The sequence below is a fragment of the Sorangium sp. So ce321 genome (assembly GCF_051530195.1).
Lineage (GTDB): Bacteria > Myxococcota_A > Polyangia > Polyangiales > Polyangiaceae > Sorangium.
On record NZ_CP150329.1, the window covers coordinates 53,931 to 69,682 of the forward strand.

Genomic DNA, 15,752 nt, shown 5'->3' on the forward strand with positions numbered 1-15,752 from the left:
GCTCTGGATGCGCATCGCGTTCGCCAGCGTTCACGGGGACGGCGTCATGGCCTCGGAGCAATCAGGGAACCCTGGGGGAAACGAGAACGATCCGGCCGGGAAGGCCGACGCGCCGCGGCGCGCGTCGGAGCCGCCGCGGCGCGCGTCGGAGCCGCCGGCGCGGAGGTCCGGGCCGCCCGGGCGAGGGAGCGAGCCGCCGCAGCGGATCAGCGCGGCGGCGCGGCCGACGAGCGCGCCGCGCCTCGAGAGCTCGCCGCGCCTCGAGAGCGCGCCGCGCCTCGAGAGCGCGCCGACCCCGCCGGACGGCGCGCCCGCCACGGACCGGAACGCGCGGATCGCGACCTGGGCGAAGCGCATCGGGATCGCGCTCGCGGCGCTGCTCGCCCTCGCCGCCACCGCGGTCGTGCTCGTCGTCCGCCACTACGAGGCGGATCTCCCCTCGACCCGTGAGCTCAAGGACTACCGGCCCCCGCAGGTGACGCGCATCCTCGCGCGCGACGGGACGCGCCTCGGCGAGCTCTTCACCGAGCGACGCACCGTGGTGCGCATCGGCGAGATCCCGAACCAGGTGAAGCTCGCCGCGCTCGCCGCCGAGGACGCGGGCTTCTACGAGCACGCAGGGCTGAACTACCTCGGCATGCTCCGCGCGCTCGCGGTGAACCTCCGCTCGACCCAGACCAGACAGGGCGCGAGCACGATCACCCAGCAGGTCGTGAAGAACGTCCTGCTCACGCCGGACCGGACCTACCACCGCAAGGCGCGCGAGATCATCCTGGCCCGCAGGATCGAGCAGGAGCTCACCAAGGACGAGATCCTGGAGCTTTACCTCAACAAGATCTACTTCGGCCACGGCCGCTACGGGGTCGAGGAGGCGAGCCGCTACTACTTCGGCAAGAGCGTGCGCGACGTGACGCTCGCCGAGGCCGCGCTGCTCGTCGCCGTCGTGAAGGGGCCGTCGGTGTACTCGCCCCGCGTGAACCTCGAGCGCGCCGTGGCCCGGCGGGACTTCGTGCTCGATCAGATGCAGCGCAAGGGCTTCGCCGACGAGCTCCTGGTCGAGCAAGCCAAGCGGGAGCCGGTGGTGCTCGCCATCGAGACCGAATCGCTCGCGGAGCTCGCGCCCGAGGTGGTCTCCGAGGCGCAGCGCGTGCTGCGCGAGGTCGCAGGGCCCGCCGCCCAGCAGGGCGGCTACACGATCACGACCACGATCGACCCGGCGATGCAGGCGGCCGCGCGCGCGGCCGTCCGCAAGAACCTCGACGCATACGCGAAGCGGCACAAGCTGTTCGGGCCGCTCGCGCGCGCCAAGAAGGAGCCGCCGCCGTTCGAGGGGACGCCCGCAGGGCACAAGGTCTTCCGGGGGGTCGTCACGGGCGCCGACGACGCCCGAGGGACGCTTTCGGTGCGGGTCGGCACGCTGGAAGGCACCGTCTCGCTCCGCGGCGCGCAGCGGTACAACCCGAACGGGCTCGCGCCGAGCAAGTTCGCCGACGTCGACAAGGTGGTGCGCGTCAGCCTGATCGGCCCCGCGCCGGAGCCGGCCGCCGCGGCGGCCGCGCCGGGGCAGGAAGAAGACGAGGACGCCGCCGGAGAGGCGAAGGGCGCCGCGCCCGCGGCCACCCCGGCGAAGCCCGCGGCGCCGGCGCCGCTGCGGCTCGAGCTCGGACCCGAGGGCGCGCTCGTCGCGATCGACGTGCGGACGCGCGAGATCGTCGCCCTCGTCGGTAGCTACGAGGCGGTGCGCGGCGGGCTCGACCGGGCGTCGTACGCGCGTCGGCAGCCCGGGTCGACGTTCAAGGCGTTCGTCTACGGCTACGGGATCCACGCGCGCACGCTGACGCCGGCGACGATCCTGGAGACGAACCCGCTCGCCATCTCCGGGTACAACCCGCAGAACCACGACGAGAGCGAGGGGCAGTCGCCCGCGCGGCTGCGCGAGGCGCTCGCGCACAGCGTGAACGTGGCCGCCGTGTCGGCGCTGTCGCGCGTCGGGGCCTCGAACGTGGCCGCCTTCGCGGGCGCGCTCGGCGTCCAGTCGAAGCTCGGCGCGGACCTGTCGCTCGCGCTCGGCGCCTACGAGGTCACGCCGCGGGAGATGGCCGCCGCGTACGCGAGCATCGCCGCGGGCGGCGTCCACGAGCAGCCGGTCCTGATCACGAAGATCGTCGGGCCCGGCGGGGCGGAGATCCCGCTGCCGACGCGCCCGCCGGCGCACCGCGTGATGGAGGAGGCGGAGGCGTACGTGCTCACGAGCCTGCTGACGTCGGTCGTGCAGAGCGGGACCGCCAAGCAGGCGCGCTCGCTCGGGCGGCCGATCGCCGGCAAGACGGGGACGACGAACCAGTCGAAGGACACCTGGTTCGTGGGCTTCTCGACCGACATCGCCTGCGCGGTGTGGACCGGCTACGACGACGCGGCGCCGCTCGGCAAGGGCGAGGCGGGCGCCACGTCGGCGCTGCCGGCGTTCGTGGATTTCATGAAGCAGGCGCACGCGAAGCGCCCCGTGGCCGACTTCCCGGTGCCGAGCGGCGTGGTGCGCGTGAAGATCGATCCCGCGACGGGTCTCCTCGCGCGCGAGGGGCAGGAAGACGCGATCGAGGAGGTGTTCGTCGCCGGCACGGAGCCGGCCGACGAGGCGCCGGTCCCGGAGCCGGACGCGGGCGCGGAGGCCGCGGACGGCGGCGCTCCGGAAGCGCTGGAGGGCACCGTGCCGGCGCCAGGCGAGGGGCCGCAGCCGGCACCGCCGGGGAAGGCGCCTTCCGAGTCGGAGCACGCGCCGGAGCCAGGGCCGCTGCCGGCGGGCGACACGGCGCCGCCGCCGTTCTGAGCGGCGCGCGGCGCGCGAGGCGACCCGCGCGGCCTGGAGCGGTGGAGTCGCCGGGAGAACGAGGGATCTCCCGGCGACGCCCGGCGGGCCGGACCGCCGGTCGCTACATGGCGCCCGCCCCGGCCATCGCTGGCTGGAGCGAGCTGCCGGGGGCGGCGTCGACCCCGGGGGAAGTTCTCCTCACCCCGGTTGGCCTCCGTCGGGAACGGCAGGGACGAGGACCTTCGAGGACGCGCGGTCGATGAGCCGACGCAAGATCTGCTTCGCGCCGATCGCCCCGCCCGCGCCCACCGCGAAGACGAGGGGCGCCGCGGCGCCGCCCGTCACCGCGACGAGGCCCGCCGCGAGCAGCACGCCGGCGCCGGTCGCCACCGCGCCCGTCGAGGCCTCCTGGGCGGCGTGCGCGAGCGCTTCCTTCTTCGTCATCCGGCCTCGCTGGTAGGCCGTGACGCCCTCGTACGCGCCGAACGCACCGTCGACGACGAACCCGATCCCCGCCGCCTTGCCCGCGCCCTTCAGGACCTCGCGGCCCGCGGTCTTCATCGCCTCGCGGGCCAGCGCCTTGGCGGCCACCGCCGAGGCGCCCTCGGTGAGCGCCGCCTGGCCCGCCTGCCGCGCCGCCTCGTGGAGGACGAGCGCGCCGGCCTGCTTTCCGCCCTGATCCACGATGACCTTCGCCGTCGCCTGCGCGCCCATCGAGAGCCCCGGCGCGAGCGCGTCCACGACCGCCGTGGTGTTCTCGACCATCGCGCGCCGCAGGCCCTCACGCGCGCCCTCGTCGAGCAGCCCCTTGCCCGCCGTCGAGAACAGCGCCTCCGCCGCACCGCGCACGGCGACCGCGCCGCTCCCCGCAATCGAACCGAGGATCTTGTTCCGTCGTGAGCTCATCTCGACCTCTGCTCTCTTCGCGCGCCCTTGCCTTGAAAAGGGGTAGCGCCCCGGGGCGGAAAGACAAGCTCAGCGCCGCGCGCCCTGACGCGCCGCGCACGGGTGAACGCCGGAGGGATCGGCCTCCGCGCACCCGGACATGAGAACGATGAGCTCGTCCGATCCCTCAAGCACCGCGCGCCGCCCTCGACGAGGCGCATCGCGTGTGGGTCACGAGATCAGAACGTCACGCGCAGGCGCGAGCCGAGGCCGCCCGGCCACGGCGCGACCGACAGCGCCGCCTGCGGCTTGCCGGACGCCGGCGACGCGGGCTCCGAGGGGCTCAGCAGGAGCAGCGTGATGCCGGCGCCGAGGCCGGCCACCCCGACGCCGGCGAAGACACCGGCGAGCGTCGTCGCGGTCTTGCCTGTGTCGTAGTCCCCCTGGAGCGACGGCGGGCACACGTAGGCGTCGCCGCCGGCAGGGGAGCACCCGTCCTCGACCGCGGACACCGCGCCGGCGCGCACCGCCAGCGCCACGACGGTCGCGATCGCGCTCGCGCCGCCGACGCCGAGCGCGATGTAGCCGCCCACGCGGACGCCGCTGGTGGACGGCGGCGGGGCGCTCGGGGCGGCGGGCGCGCCGCGGGCCGGGAGCGCCGCGGGCACGGTGAGCGTCACGGTCCGACGGACGCCAGGCGTGAGCTCGACGCGCTCGGTGATCGGCGCGGCGCCGCCGTAGAACAGCTCGACCGTGTGCGCGCCGAGATCGCGCTCGAGCTCGACGCCGAGGAGCCTCGGATCGAGCGGCTTGCCGTCCAGCGCCACCTGGACCCGCGGCCTGCCCTCGGCGCCCTGCACCTGGAGCGTCAACGTCCCGACCTTGTTGCCGAGCGCCCGGTAGTGAAGCTCGGCGTCCTCGCTCCACCCCGCGTACTTCGCTTCGTTGGACTGGAGCGCGGCGCGCCGGAGATCCCACCAGTCTCGCCGCGCCGAGGCAAAGAGGCCGAGCGCCTCCTCGCACTCGGCGATGTTCCGCAGGGCGCCAAGCCCCTCGGGGTAGATCTCCAGCGCGCTCCGGAAGGCGATGATCGCCTGCTCGCACTGCCCGGCGCTCCGCAGCTCGCGGCCCCGGGCGAACAGCGTCTTCGCGTCCTCCTCTGCCCCGGCGGCGACCGCCGGAGGCGCCGCCGCCGCGAGCAGGGCGGCGCTGCAGAGCGTGAGGAGCTGTCGCTCAAAGGATCTCACTCTTGTCGATCTCCTTGCGGCGCCGGGGCACGGCGGGCTGAGGCGGCGAGGCGGGGGCCGCCGTCGCGCGAGGGGCTGCCCTGTCGCTTCCGGGACGGGGCTGTGTCGAGCGCGGCTGCGCGGGCGCCGCCGACGGAGCAGGCAGCGCGGAAGCGTCCGCCGGCACCGCCGGGGGCTGCTCCGCCGCTTCGGGCTGCGGCGGGGGCGGCGAGCGCTGCGCGACGTCTTGAACGTCCTGCAGCGCGCCGCGCACGCCGGGGGACAGGAGCCGCGCCGCCTGCTCCGGGCGCGGCCGATCGAGCAGGCGCCACGCGAGCGTGGCGGCCCCGGCGAGCGTGCTCAGGCAGGCCAGCGCCACGGCGGCCATCGCCGCCGGCCGCCGCGCCAGCGAGGGCGCCGAGGGCGGCCCGGACGGCTCGGGCAGCTCGGGCGGCGGCGCCGTCAGCGCGGCGTGGTACGCCTGGACCATCTCGCGGATCGAGGCGAACCGCTGCGCCGGGTCCTTCGCGAGCGCGCGCGCGAACCAGCCGTCGAGCCCGCGGGGAAGCGAGCGCCGGATCTGCGTGGGAGGCTCGAAATCGCGGGTGCTGACCGCCACGATGAGCTCGGCGATGGTGTTGCCCTGAAAAGGCGCCCAGTCCGTCAGCACCTCGTAGGCGAGCACGCCGAGCGCCCAGACGTCGGCCCGCGCGTCGACCGAGAGCGGCGAGGCGAGCTGCTCCGGGCTCATGTAGTTCGGTGAGCCCAGCATGACGTCGGCGTCCGTCTCGCGCGGCCGATCGAGGCCGAGATTGCCGTGCAGCGCCTTGGCGATGCCGAAATCCGCGACCTTCACCGTGAGCGCCGCGCCGGGCTCGTCGAGGAGCATCACGTTCGATGGCTTCAGATCGCGGTGAATGATGCCCATGTCGTGCGCGACGGTGAGCGCGTCCGCGATCTCATCGAGCATGTCCGCGAAGCGCCGCGGATCGATCGGCCCCCTCTCGTTCACCTCGGCGAACAGCGTTCGACCCCGGATGTACTCCATCACCAGATACGGGACGTCGTCGTGAACGCCCGCGTCGTGAACGGCGACGATGTGCCGGGTGCGCGCGCCCAGGCGAGCCGAGATCTGCGCCTCGAAGCGGAACCGCTCCAGGACGGTCCGGCACCGCTCCGGGTCGCCGGTCAGCGCGACGCTGAGGAACTTGATGGCGAGCTCGGTCTTGAGCGTGACGTGGACGGCGAGCCAGACCTCCGCCATGCCGCCGCGCCCGAGCGGCTGGACCAGCCGGTACTTGCCGTCGACGACCTCGTCGGCGGCGTGCTGCCAGATGTCCGACTCGTCCACGCTGGGCGCCGGCCTGCCCGACGCGCTCGGGCTGACCCGGAGGGTCGTCGGCATGCGGGACGAGGCGGCGCTCACACCCGGAAGGATAGTGGATGCCGCGCGCGGGACTGGCACTATTCGACCGCGCCCGCCATCCGGGCATGCGGGGCGGGGCGGCGGTCAACCTGACGTCAGCCTGACGCTGGAGCCCGCGCCGGGCGCCTCACTCCGCGGCGTCGGCCAGGAGCTCCGGCGGGAGGGCGACGGGCTGCGGGGCCGACCTGCCCACGCCGCGAGCGAGCGCGTCGCCGAGGAGCGCGCCCACGCCGGGGACCACATTGTCGATCGCCTCGTCGGCCTCTCGCGGGTTCAGCCACCAGAAGGGATTGAGCAGCCGGGGGAGATCGCGGAAGGAGCGGGCAGGACGGCTGACCTCGACCGTGAAGGCGAGGGTCCCCAGGTTGGCGTCCAGCCAGTCGTCCATGTCGCCGACCGTCGGGTACCAGTGCGCCGCCTGCCGCACCTCGTACCGGTCGCGCGGCAGCGCGCGGCAGAAGCTGTCGCCGAGGGCCCGGTACAGCGGGGCGCGCGGGTTGGGCGCGCCGGTGTGCGCCCAGGGGTAGAGCAGGAGGTTGCCGCAGCTGTGAAAGCCGAGCGCGAGCGCGGGCCTCGTCTCCAGCGCGACGTCGCGCAGAGCGCGCGACTCCGGCTCCGAGAACGCGTGAGGACCCGTGTAATGCGGCGACCACCGGAGCCGCGAGCCCGCGAACGGGTGCAGCGGCCGCGACGAGCAGAGCGGCGCGAAGTTCCGGTTCAGATCCACGCCGCGCGCATTGCACCGCTGCGACGCCGGCCGCTCGCCGCGGAGGCGCTCCAGGTTCTCGGCGAGCGCGTCGGGGTTGACCACCGGCACCACCACGAGCCGCGCCCGCGCCGCGGCCCCCGCGCGCCCGCTCGCCAGGATCGACCGGACCGCGTCGAGCAGCGCGAGCCCGCCGATCACCTCGACCCCGTGCATGAGCGACGTCAGCAGGAACGTCGGGCCCTGCGGATTGCCGAAGTCGATTCGACGCAACGGTTGTCCATTGGCGGACGTCCCGACTGTCATCTCCCGTCCGCCGTGGGCGCGCGCGAGGCGAGCCCAGGCGTCATCCAGCTGCGAGAGCTCGGCATAGCGGCCAGAGAGGGCGGGCGAGCGTGTCATTCCAGTGTCTCTCATGTGACACCGGAATGGCGATGCGCGCCAGCGGATTGGGCCGCCGCGCGGCGCGGCGGGGCGGTCCTGCTCCCGTTTTCGCTCTCGTTTTCCTGTTCCTGGCGTTCGCCGCCTTCGTCCTCCTCGTCGTGCTCGCCGTCGTCGTCCTCGTGAGACTCAGGTCAGGCGAGCGCTCCGGCGGCCCTTGTTCACCGCGGCGAGGGCGAGGCCCTCGAACAGGAGGTGCGCGCCGAGATGAAGGGTGATGTCGGCGTGATCGAGCGCGGGGCATACCTCGACGAGATCCATGCCCACCAGGTTGATGCCCGCGAGGCCGCGGAGGAGCTGGATCGCCTCGCGCGAGGTGAGCCCGCCGGGCACGGGCGTGCCGGTGCCCGGGGCATAGGCCGGGTCGATCCCGTCGATGTCGAACGACACGTAGACGGGCGCCTCGCCGACGGCGGCCTTGATGGCGGCCGCGATCGCCGGGGCGCCATCGCTGTCGAGCCGCTCCATGCCGTACAGGGTCGCCCCGGCGTGCGCCGCGAAGGCGCCCTCCTCCGGGTGACCCCATGTCGCGCGGACGCCGATCTGGTGGAGCTCGCCCCGCCCGATCAGCCCCTCGTCGATCGCATTGCGGAACGGCGTGCCGTGGTGGAACGGCTCGCCCCACACCTCCGAGGTGCTCGTGTCGAGGTGGGCGTCCACGTGCACGACCGCGACCGGGCCGTGGCGCCGCGAGAGCGCGCGGAGCACGGGGAGCGCGATGGAGTGGTCGCCGCCGACGACGAACGGGACCGCGCCGGCCGCGAGCACCTCGTCGACCGAGGCCTGGATCAGCTCGCGCACGGAGTCGGCGTGGAAGGGGGGAAAAGGCACATTGCCGCCGTCGCGCACGTCGAGCGCGCGGAACACGTCGACGCCGTGGCCGGGGTGATACGACTGCACGAGCGCGCTCACGCGGCGCAGCTCGTAGGGCGCGAAGCGCGTGCCCGGGCGGTAGGTGACGCTGCCGTCCCACGGGACGCCGAGGAGCACGGCGTCGGCGCCGGTATAGGCCGAGGCGCCGGGCTCGTCGAAGCTCGCGGTCGGGAGGCGAAAGAAGGGAGTCTGCCCGTGCCGCAGGTACGCGGCGGCTCGCTGTTGAGACATGAGATCTCCTAAAGGCTCAAGAGGTCCAGGATCACCGCGCGGGCGCGCGCCGCGAGCTCGGCCGCGCCGCCGTGCTCGCCGAGCGGCGGGCCGAACGTGACGCAGGCGCTCGCCTCGCGGCGGCTCGAGAAGCGGAGGTAATGAGGAAGGAAGGTGTCGTCGCCCGCCCAGCAGAGCTCCGGCGCATCGTAGGTGATGGCCGCAGGCACGATGGGGACGCCCGCGATACGGGCGACGCCGAAGATGCCTTTGCGAAAGGGGAGGACCTCCTGCCCGCGCGTGGTGGTGCCCTCCGGGAAGTTCAGGACCGGGACGCCGTGGCGCAGGGCGCGGAGCGCGCAGCGGAGCACGCGCGCCCCGCTCTCCGGGCGCCGCCGGTCGACGAGCAGCACGCCGAGATCGCGCGCGCGCTCGCCGATGATCGGCCAGCCGCCGATCTCCTGCTTCGCGATGGCGGTGCAGGGGGTGAGCGAGGCGAGGAGGATCGGATCCAGATAGCTGACGTGGTTCGCCACGATCACGAACGGCGGCGCAGGGAGGGCGCCCGTCACGCGGAGGCGCAGGGCGTGCAGCGCGCAGAGCCCCCTGGCGGTCCCATGCAGGAGGCGCGCCCTCTCCCGGTCGCGCAGGGCGGGCAGCTCGGGCAGCAGGCTGCTCCGGACCGCGGTGTCGAGCGCGAGGCCCATCACGCCGGAGACCCGGCTGGCAATGGAGAACGCCTCGGTCCACGGCCGGTCCCCCGGCGCCCCGAGGCGGCGGCCGTGGTCCAGCGGAGCGGTGGTCGTCATGGTCTGTCCGCCTCAGGCCACCGCGGCGATCCCGCCGCTCTCCGCCGGGCGCGGCTCCTTCGCCTCGGCCGGGCGCTCGACGAGCCCCACCCGCTCGAAGCGGGCCCGGAGGGCGAGGAACGCGTCGCGATCGATGCGCGAGATGATGCGCGGGTGCCCGGTGCCATAGAAGTCGGGGCGCACCTCGATCTCCCTCGCGCCGAGCATGGCGTGGAGCGCCCGCGCGGCGTGGTTGTCCTCCTCGACGGTGAACCAGCACGACTCCGCCCACCCGAGGATCGAGCCGACGAACGCCCGGAGGAGCGTGTGCGTCGCGCGGGAGCCCTGGTATTCGGGAAGGACGGCGAGGGTCGTGCAATAGACCTCCTTGCCGCGCGTGAAGGAGAGCAGGTAGCCCGCCGGCTTGCCCGCGGCCTCGACAAGGAAGCAGGAGTCCTTGAAGAAGTCGCAGCAGAGACGGATGTAATACCGCCCGAGCTCGCCCTCTCCCGCGCTTCCGAAGAGCGCCGCCTCGAGTTCCATCAGCGTCGAAAAGTCATCGCTCCGGAGCGTGCGCGCCACATAACGGCTCATCGTTGCGCCTCCTTTTTCTCATCAAATCGTTGGTCGGGGCGCAGCATGCCGGGCAACCGTGGAGAACACGTCACAGGACCCCCGAGGTTGGGAGACACCCCGGGGACGGCGGCGCGTCAGGATGGCTGGCGGATCGCGTACGGAAGGTGCCAGAGCGGCGATGTCATCGTGGCCTGAGGCGCTCCACCGCCGCGGCCGGGATCGCGAGCGCGACGCGGACGGCCGCGCGGACGGCGTCGCGCAGCGCGGCGAGCCCCGACGTGGCGCGCCAGCCGCCGGTCACGGAGGTCCAGTGCTTCATGGGGACGAAGATGTTCCCGTCGGTGTGCGGCGCCGCCCGGTCGAGGAAGGTCGTCCTCGTCACATACGCGGCGATCACCGGCTCCGTGAGGCCCGGGAGGAGGGCGAGCGCCGCGGCGGTGATGCGGCCGGCGGCGCCGACGTACACCTCGCGCCTCGGCCGCTCGGCGAGCGAGACCATCGCCCTCGCGACCTGCTCCGGGCGGGCCACCGGCGGGATCGGCTGGACGGCGCGGCCTGTGTAATTGCCGGCGTGCTGGTAGATCGGGGTGTCGACGGCCGAGGGGAGGAGCGTGCAGACGTGGATGTCCGGGGTGCTCAGGAGCTCCTGCCGCAGGCAGGACGCGAGGCCCATGGCCCCGAACTTGGAGATGACGTAGGCGCTCATCGTGGGCGCGCCGAACTTGCCCAGGGCGGAGATGTTGTTGATGAGCACACCGGCACCCTGCCTGCGGAAATAGGGCAGCACGGCCCGCGCGCCGTGCACGTAGCCGAGCAGGTTCGTCTCGATGACCTGGCGGTACGTCTCGTAGGGCGCCTCGTCCGCGCGGGCGTAGAGGAACACCGCGGCGTTGTTCACCCAGACGTCGATCCTGCCGAACGCCTCGCACGCAATGCGGGCGAGGTCCCTGACGGCGCACTCCTCCCGCACGTCCGTGGGCACGGCGACCGCCCGCGCGCCGACGCTGGCGCACTCCGCGGCGACCTCCTCGAGGGCCGCCGCGTTCCGCGCGGCGATGACGACCCTCGCGCCGCGCCGCGCGAACTCGATCGCCGCCGCCCTGCCGATCCCCGAGGACGCCCCGGTGATGACGACCACCGAATCGCGAACGCACTTCCGCATGACTGACAACCTCCCGCGCGGTCTGGCCTCGCTCGGGAAATGAGCAATGCGCGGGCCATCTCAGGCCGGGCAGACGGTTTGCGATCGGTGAACGGTGGACGGTGAGAGAACAGAGAATTTGAACCACAGAGGCACAGAGGCACAGAGAGGAGAGAATGGATGAAGATCGAGAAACCTGGACCACAGCGGCACGGAGGGACGAAGACGTATTTCTCTCCTCTGTGCCTCTGTGCCTCTGTGGTTCAAATTCTCTGCTTCGAGCCGCCTCGAGGTTCAGGGCGCCGCGTCAGTCGTGGAAGTGCTTGCCGGCCCTCGCCGCCTCGACGAGCGCCGGGGCGGGCGTCCAGCGCTTGCCGAAGCGGCGCTCGTAGACCTCGATGCGGCGGAGCACCTCCGCGGCGCCGAGGGTGTCGACGTAGCGGAACGGGCCGCCGCGGAACGGCGGAAAGCCGAGGCCGAAGATCGCGCCGATGTCGCCGTCGCGCGGGCTCCTCAGGATGCCCTCGCCGAGGCAATGCAGCGCCTCGTTCACGAGCTGGAGCGAGCACCGCATCTGGATCTCCTCGACAGGCACCGGCGGCCTGTCCTTCGCCGTCGGCACCGGCAGGCCGAGCACGGCATAGACGCTCTCGTCGGCGTGCTTCCCCTTGCCCTTCTTCTTCGCCGCCGCGCCGTACAGGTACATCCCGCGCTCGTTCTTGCGGCCCTTGCGGTCGTCGGCGACGAGCTTTGCCATCGTGGGCGGCGGGGCGAGCCGCTCGCCGAACGCCTCGATCATGATCGGACCGACGTGCGCGGCCACGTCGATGCCCACCTCGTCGAGCAACGCCAGCGGGCCGACCGGCCAGCCCCACGCGACGAGCGCCCTGTCGACCTGCTCGATGGCCACCCCCTCGGCGAGGAGCCAGCTCGCCTCGTTCATGTACGGCCCGAGGATGCGGCTCGTGTAGAAGCCGACGCCGTCGTTCACGACGATGACCGTCTTGCCCTGCCGCTTGCCGACCGCCACGGCCGTGGCCACCACCTCGGGAGACGTCCGCTCCGTCCGGATGACCTCGAGCAGCGGCATCTTGTGCACCGGGCTGAAGTAGTGCATCCCGACCACGTTCTCCGGCCGCCTCGACGCGGCCGCGATCCGGGCGATCGGGATCGACGAGGTGTTCGATGCGAAGATGACGCCGTCCTTGCCGCTCGCCTCGACCTCGCGCAGGACCGCGTGCTTCACCGCGAGATCCTCGAACACCGCCTCGATCACGAGATCGGCGCCCCTGAGGCCCGAGGTGTCGGTCGTCGCCGTGAGCAGCGCGAGCTTCTGGTCGCGCTCGAGCGGCGTGAGCTGCTTCTTCTTCACCCGGTCGCCGAGGATGTCGGTCACGTACTTGAGCCCGCGGCCGAGCGACGCGTCGTCGCGGTCCTTGAGGCGCACCGCGATGCCGGCGTTCAGGCTCACGTAGGCGATGCCAGCGCCCATCAGGCCGGCGCCGAGCATCGCGATCTTCTCGACCTTCCTCGGCTGCACCGAGGGGTCGTCCACGCCGGTGTCCTTCTTCATCGCGGTCGTCGCGAAGAAGAGCTCCATCAGCCGGTGCGCCGTGCTCGAGACGACGAGCTCGCCGAAGGCCCGGGCCTCGACGTCTCGCGACGCCTCGAAGCCCCGGTCGGCGTAGGCCCGCAGCACCTCGATGATCCGCTCGGGCGCCGGGTAGTGCCCGCCGGTCTTCTCGCGCGTCTTCTTCTGCGCTTGCTGGAAGAGCACCGCGCGACCGATCGGGTTCTGCTCGAGGGCGGCGCGGGTGAGCGCGGCGGCGTCGAGCTTCGGCGCCTTCTTCGCGGCGGGGCCGGGGCGGAACGGCGGGCCGGCGGCCGCGAGCTTCAGCGCGAGCGCCGCGGCCGTCTCCTGCAGGATGGGCGCGGGGACCACGTCGTCGGCGACGCCGAGCTGCCGCGCCCTGGACGGGCGCATGTTCTTGCCGGTGAGGCCGTGGTCGAGCGCCGCCTGCAGGCCAGCGCGCTCCGCCAGCCGCTGCAGCCCGTTGATCCCGGGGAGCAGGCCGAGCTGCACCTCGGGCAGGCCGAGCACCGTCTTCCGGTCGTCGCTCAGCACGCGCGCGTGGCAGGCGAGCGCCACCTCGAAGCCGCCGCCGAGCGCGGCGCCGTGGACCGCGGCGACGACCGGCTTGGGCGAGCGCACGATCCGCAGGACCGCCTCGTGACCGGCCCGGCAGATCGCCTCGGCCTGGGCCGCCGTGGTGACGCTCTTCAGCATGTCGATGTCGGCGCCCGCGATCCATGTGTCGGGCTTGCCGGACACGAGGATGGCCGCCTTGATGAGCGGGTCGCTGGCGATCCGGGCCATGATGCGCTCGAGATCGCCGGCGAACGTGGGCTTCAGCGTGTTGACCGCCTCGCCGGGGACATCGTAGGTCACGACGGCCACGCCGTCGGGGCGGACCTCGAGGGAGATGGGGCCCCGCTCCGCGGAGGCCTGCGCCGCCTGGTCGAACGTCGTCGTCATGATGCTGCCTCCAGGACCACGGCGGCGCCGAGCCCGCCCGCTGCGCACACGGTGAGGAGCGCGTGCTGGCCGCCGCGCTTCTTGAGCTCGCGGAGCGTGGAGAGCACCATGCGCCCCCCCGTGGCCGCGAAGGGGTGGCCGAGCGCGATCGAGCCGCCGTTCACGTTGAGCTTCTCCGGGTCGATCTCGCCGACGGCCTCGGAGCGGCCGAGCTTGTCCGCGGCGAACGACGGCGACGCGAGCGCCTTCAGGTTGGACGCGACCTGGGCGGCGAAGGCCTCGTGCATGTCGACGAGGTCCATGTCGGCGAGGGAGAGGCCGGCGCGGTCGAGCGCGCGCGGCGCGGCGAGCACCGGGGCCATCAGGAGCTGCCAGCCGGGGTCGACCGCGGCGTAGGACCACGACTTCACGTACCCGAGCGGCTGGTAGCCGAGCGCCTTGGCCTTGGCCTCGCGCATCAGGAGCAGCGCGCTCGCCCCGTCGGTGAGCGGCGACGCGTTGCCCGCGGTGATGGTGCCGTGGCGGCGATCGAAGGCCGGCGACAGCTTCGCGTAGGCCTCGAGGGTCGAGTCGTCCCGGACCACGTTGTCGCGCTCGACCGGCTTGTCGTACGGCGGTGGGATCACGTGCATGACCTCGGCCGCGTACGTTCCGTCGCGCCACGCGCGCGCGGCGTTCGTGTGCGAGCGGTGGGCGATCGCGTCCTGCTCGGCGCGCGAGATCCCGTTCTGCTTCGCCATCTTCTCGGCCGCCTCGCCCATCTGCTCGCCCGTGGTCGGCTCGCGCGAGAAGCCGGGGATCGGCGGCACGATGTCCTTCAGCGAGAGGCGGGAGAGGATCTCCAGCCGGGCGCCGAGCGTCCTCGCCTTCTGGAGCTCGGTCAGCGCGCCGGCGAGCTTCCGGGAGACGCCGAGCGGGACGTCGCTCATGCTGTCGGCGCCGCCGACGAGGGCGACGTCGTGCTGGCCGGCGAGCATCGCCTCGGCGGCGCTCGTCATGGCCTGGAGCGACGTCGCGCAGGCGCGCGAGACGCTGTAGGCGTCGATGTCCTTGGGCAAGCCCGTGCGCAGCACGACCTCGCGCGCGATGTTGAGCCAGTCGAGCGTCGGCACCACCTGGCCGTAGACGACCAGCGTGACGTCGCGCGGGCTCACCTCGCTGCGCTGGATGAGCTCCTTGACCACCGTGGCGGCGAGATCGACGGTGCGCAGCGCCTTCAGCGCCGTCCCCGCCTTCGTGAACGGCGTGCGCAGCCCGGCGACGACCGCCACCCGGTCCTTGCCGCTCTTCCCATTCTTGCCTGAAGCCATGTCGACTCCTCTGCTGCCGGAGAGCCCACCGCGGGCCCACCCCGCGCGCCCCGCGCAGCTCCCCCCCGGATCCCGGCTCGCCGGACCACGCCGGTCGGGTGAAATCCCTTAGGTGGGCTAACGCGACGTGTCAACCTCGGTCGGGGGAGGCGAGGTGGAGGCGCGCTCCGAGGGGCGAGAAGGTGGAAAGTCGGTCGAGCGGCCCTGGACTCCAATTTGGCCCACACGGGAACTTCCCGATAGCGTTGTCGGCCATGCGGAAAATCATTCAATTCAGCGCGTTGCTCTGTAGCGCTTCGGCGCTGGCGGGGTGTGCGACGTTTGCCAGCGACTCGGCGCCGGCGGCGCCGGGTTATGTGTATGTGGCCGGGCACAAGAACAACCAGCCTGCGATGTGGATGTGCCCTGATCAGCCGGGCAAGGCGGAGTGCACCGAGGTCGAAGTGACGGAGGTGAGCGAATGAAGCGTTCCTTGATTTTCGGGTTGCTGCTCGCGAGCCTTGGCGCGATCGGCTGTCAGGGCAGCTACACGAGCATCCGGCAGATCGACGGGACTCGGTACCACGTCACGCGCGCGAGGCAGGGCTTCTTCAGCGCGAAAGGCACCGTGTTCGACTGCCAGGCAAAGGGCGACGCGATGACGTGCACCGAGATCAGCGATCTGTGAGCCATGCGGGAGCGCTGCTCCGCGCAGGGCTCTAGCTCGCAGATCGGCTGAAGAATAAAACCGCCAAGAACGCCAAGAGACGCCAGGTAGATTGTTACTGGCGTCTCGGGGCATCCTGGCCCTTTTTCGCTCTTGGCGTCTTGGCGTCTTGGCGGTTT

General features: G+C 72.7%; 13 protein-coding genes. 3 read left to right on the forward strand and 10 right to left on the reverse strand.

The genetic code is table 11. From position 1 onward, the window contains the following. The first annotated feature begins 7 nt into the window (after window positions 1-7). Window positions 8-2,827: a PBP1A family penicillin-binding protein gene (locus WME89_RS00205; RefSeq protein WP_438007272.1), complete on the forward strand. Its 2,820-nt coding sequence runs from the start codon at window positions 8-10 to the stop codon at window positions 2,825-2,827. Between the two features lie 180 nt (window positions 2,828-3,007). Here WME89_RS00205 and WME89_RS00210 read toward each other — a convergent pair whose 3' ends face one another. The 10 genes from WME89_RS00210 to fadI all read right to left on the reverse strand — a co-directional run bounded on the left by WME89_RS00210 (window position 3,008) and on the right by fadI (window position 14,927). Beyond that, the gene (locus tag WME89_RS00210) at window positions 3,008-3,715 is read right to left on the reverse strand and encodes a hypothetical protein (RefSeq protein ID WP_438007273.1); all 708 of its coding nucleotides are present in this window, start codon (window positions 3,713-3,715) and stop codon (window positions 3,008-3,010) included. Between the two features lie 218 nt (window positions 3,716-3,933). Continuing rightward, window positions 3,934-4,941, reverse strand: a complete 1,008-nt coding sequence (locus tag WME89_RS00215) for a tetratricopeptide repeat protein (protein ID WP_438007274.1) — start codon at window positions 4,939-4,941, stop codon at window positions 3,934-3,936. Then, a complete protein-coding gene (locus WME89_RS00220; protein WP_438007275.1) occupies window positions 4,928-6,325 on the reverse strand; it encodes a serine/threonine-protein kinase in 1,398 nt (465 codons plus the stop codon). The genes WME89_RS00215 and WME89_RS00220 overlap by 14 nt, the downstream gene beginning before the upstream one ends. 148 nt (window positions 6,326-6,473) lie before the next feature. Beyond that, window positions 6,474-7,469 carry a M14 family metallopeptidase gene (locus tag WME89_RS00225; RefSeq protein ID WP_438007276.1) on the reverse strand — a complete coding sequence of 332 codons (996 nt, stop codon included), beginning with the start codon at window positions 7,467-7,469 and terminating at the stop codon, window positions 6,474-6,476. Window positions 7,470-7,622: 153 nt separating this feature from the next. Continuing rightward, entirely contained in the window at window positions 7,623-8,597 is a 975-nt protein-coding gene (speB, locus tag WME89_RS00230; protein WP_438007277.1) for an agmatinase, read from the reverse strand. Between the two features lie 8 nt (window positions 8,598-8,605). Beyond that, entirely contained in the window at window positions 8,606-9,385 is a 780-nt protein-coding gene (locus WME89_RS00235; RefSeq protein WP_438007278.1) for a lysophospholipid acyltransferase family protein, read from the reverse strand. Between the two features lie 12 nt (window positions 9,386-9,397). After that, window positions 9,398-9,958: a GNAT family N-acetyltransferase gene (locus tag WME89_RS00240; RefSeq protein ID WP_438007279.1), complete on the reverse strand. Its 561-nt coding sequence runs from the start codon at window positions 9,956-9,958 to the stop codon at window positions 9,398-9,400. Window positions 9,959-10,121: 163 nt separating this feature from the next. Then, window positions 10,122-11,102 carry an SDR family oxidoreductase gene (locus WME89_RS00245; protein WP_438007280.1) on the reverse strand — a complete coding sequence of 327 codons (981 nt, stop codon included), beginning with the start codon at window positions 11,100-11,102 and terminating at the stop codon, window positions 10,122-10,124. 286 nt (window positions 11,103-11,388) lie between these two features. After that, entirely contained in the window at window positions 11,389-13,617 is a 2,229-nt protein-coding gene (fadJ, locus tag WME89_RS00250) for a fatty acid oxidation complex subunit alpha FadJ (RefSeq protein ID WP_438007281.1), read from the reverse strand. Beyond that, window positions 13,614-14,927, reverse strand: a complete 1,314-nt coding sequence (gene fadI / locus WME89_RS00255; RefSeq protein WP_438007282.1) for an acetyl-CoA C-acyltransferase FadI — start codon at window positions 14,925-14,927, stop codon at window positions 13,614-13,616. The genes fadJ and fadI overlap by 4 nt, the downstream gene beginning before the upstream one ends. Window positions 14,928-15,181: 254 nt before the next feature. Here fadI and WME89_RS00260 point away from each other — a divergent pair, with 254 nt between their 5' ends. After that, a complete protein-coding gene (locus tag WME89_RS00260) occupies window positions 15,182-15,391 on the forward strand; it encodes a hypothetical protein (protein ID WP_438007283.1) in 210 nt (69 codons plus the stop codon). Continuing rightward, on the forward strand, window positions 15,388-15,594 hold the full coding sequence (locus tag WME89_RS00265; protein WP_437507037.1) for a hypothetical protein: 207 nt from the start codon (window positions 15,388-15,390) through the stop codon (window positions 15,592-15,594). The genes WME89_RS00260 and WME89_RS00265 overlap by 4 nt, the downstream gene beginning before the upstream one ends. Window positions 15,595-15,752: the final 158 nt, after the last annotated feature.

Excerpts from the sequence above, each read along its gene's own strand:
- WME89_RS00205 (WP_438007272.1), top strand. The coding sequence starts at position 8 with ATGCGCATCGCGTTCGCCAGCGTTCACGGGGACGGCGTCATGGCCTCG.
- WME89_RS00210 (WP_438007273.1), bottom strand. The coding sequence starts at position 3,715 with ATGAGCTCACGACGGAACAAGATCCTCGGTTCGATTGCGGGGAGCGGC.
- WME89_RS00220 (WP_438007275.1), bottom strand. The coding sequence starts at position 6,325 with ATGCCGACGACCCTCCGGGTCAGCCCGAGCGCGTCGGGCAGGCCGGCG.
- WME89_RS00225 (WP_438007276.1), bottom strand. The coding sequence starts at position 7,469 with ATGAGAGACACTGGAATGACACGCTCGCCCGCCCTCTCTGGCCGCTAT.
- speB (WP_438007277.1), bottom strand. The coding sequence starts at position 8,597 with ATGTCTCAACAGCGAGCCGCCGCGTACCTGCGGCACGGGCAGACTCCC.
- WME89_RS00235 (WP_438007278.1), bottom strand. The coding sequence starts at position 9,385 with ATGACGACCACCGCTCCGCTGGACCACGGCCGCCGCCTCGGGGCGCCG.
- WME89_RS00240 (WP_438007279.1), bottom strand. The coding sequence starts at position 9,958 with ATGAGCCGTTATGTGGCGCGCACGCTCCGGAGCGATGACTTTTCGACG.
- WME89_RS00245 (WP_438007280.1), bottom strand. The coding sequence starts at position 11,102 with ATGCGGAAGTGCGTTCGCGATTCGGTGGTCGTCATCACCGGGGCGTCC.
- fadJ (WP_438007281.1), bottom strand. The coding sequence starts at position 13,617 with ATGACGACGACGTTCGACCAGGCGGCGCAGGCCTCCGCGGAGCGGGGC.
- fadI (WP_438007282.1), bottom strand. The coding sequence starts at position 14,927 with ATGGCTTCAGGCAAGAATGGGAAGAGCGGCAAGGACCGGGTGGCGGTC.
- WME89_RS00260 (WP_438007283.1), top strand. The coding sequence starts at position 15,182 with ATGCGGAAAATCATTCAATTCAGCGCGTTGCTCTGTAGCGCTTCGGCG.
- WME89_RS00265 (WP_437507037.1), top strand. The coding sequence starts at position 15,388 with ATGAAGCGTTCCTTGATTTTCGGGTTGCTGCTCGCGAGCCTTGGCGCG.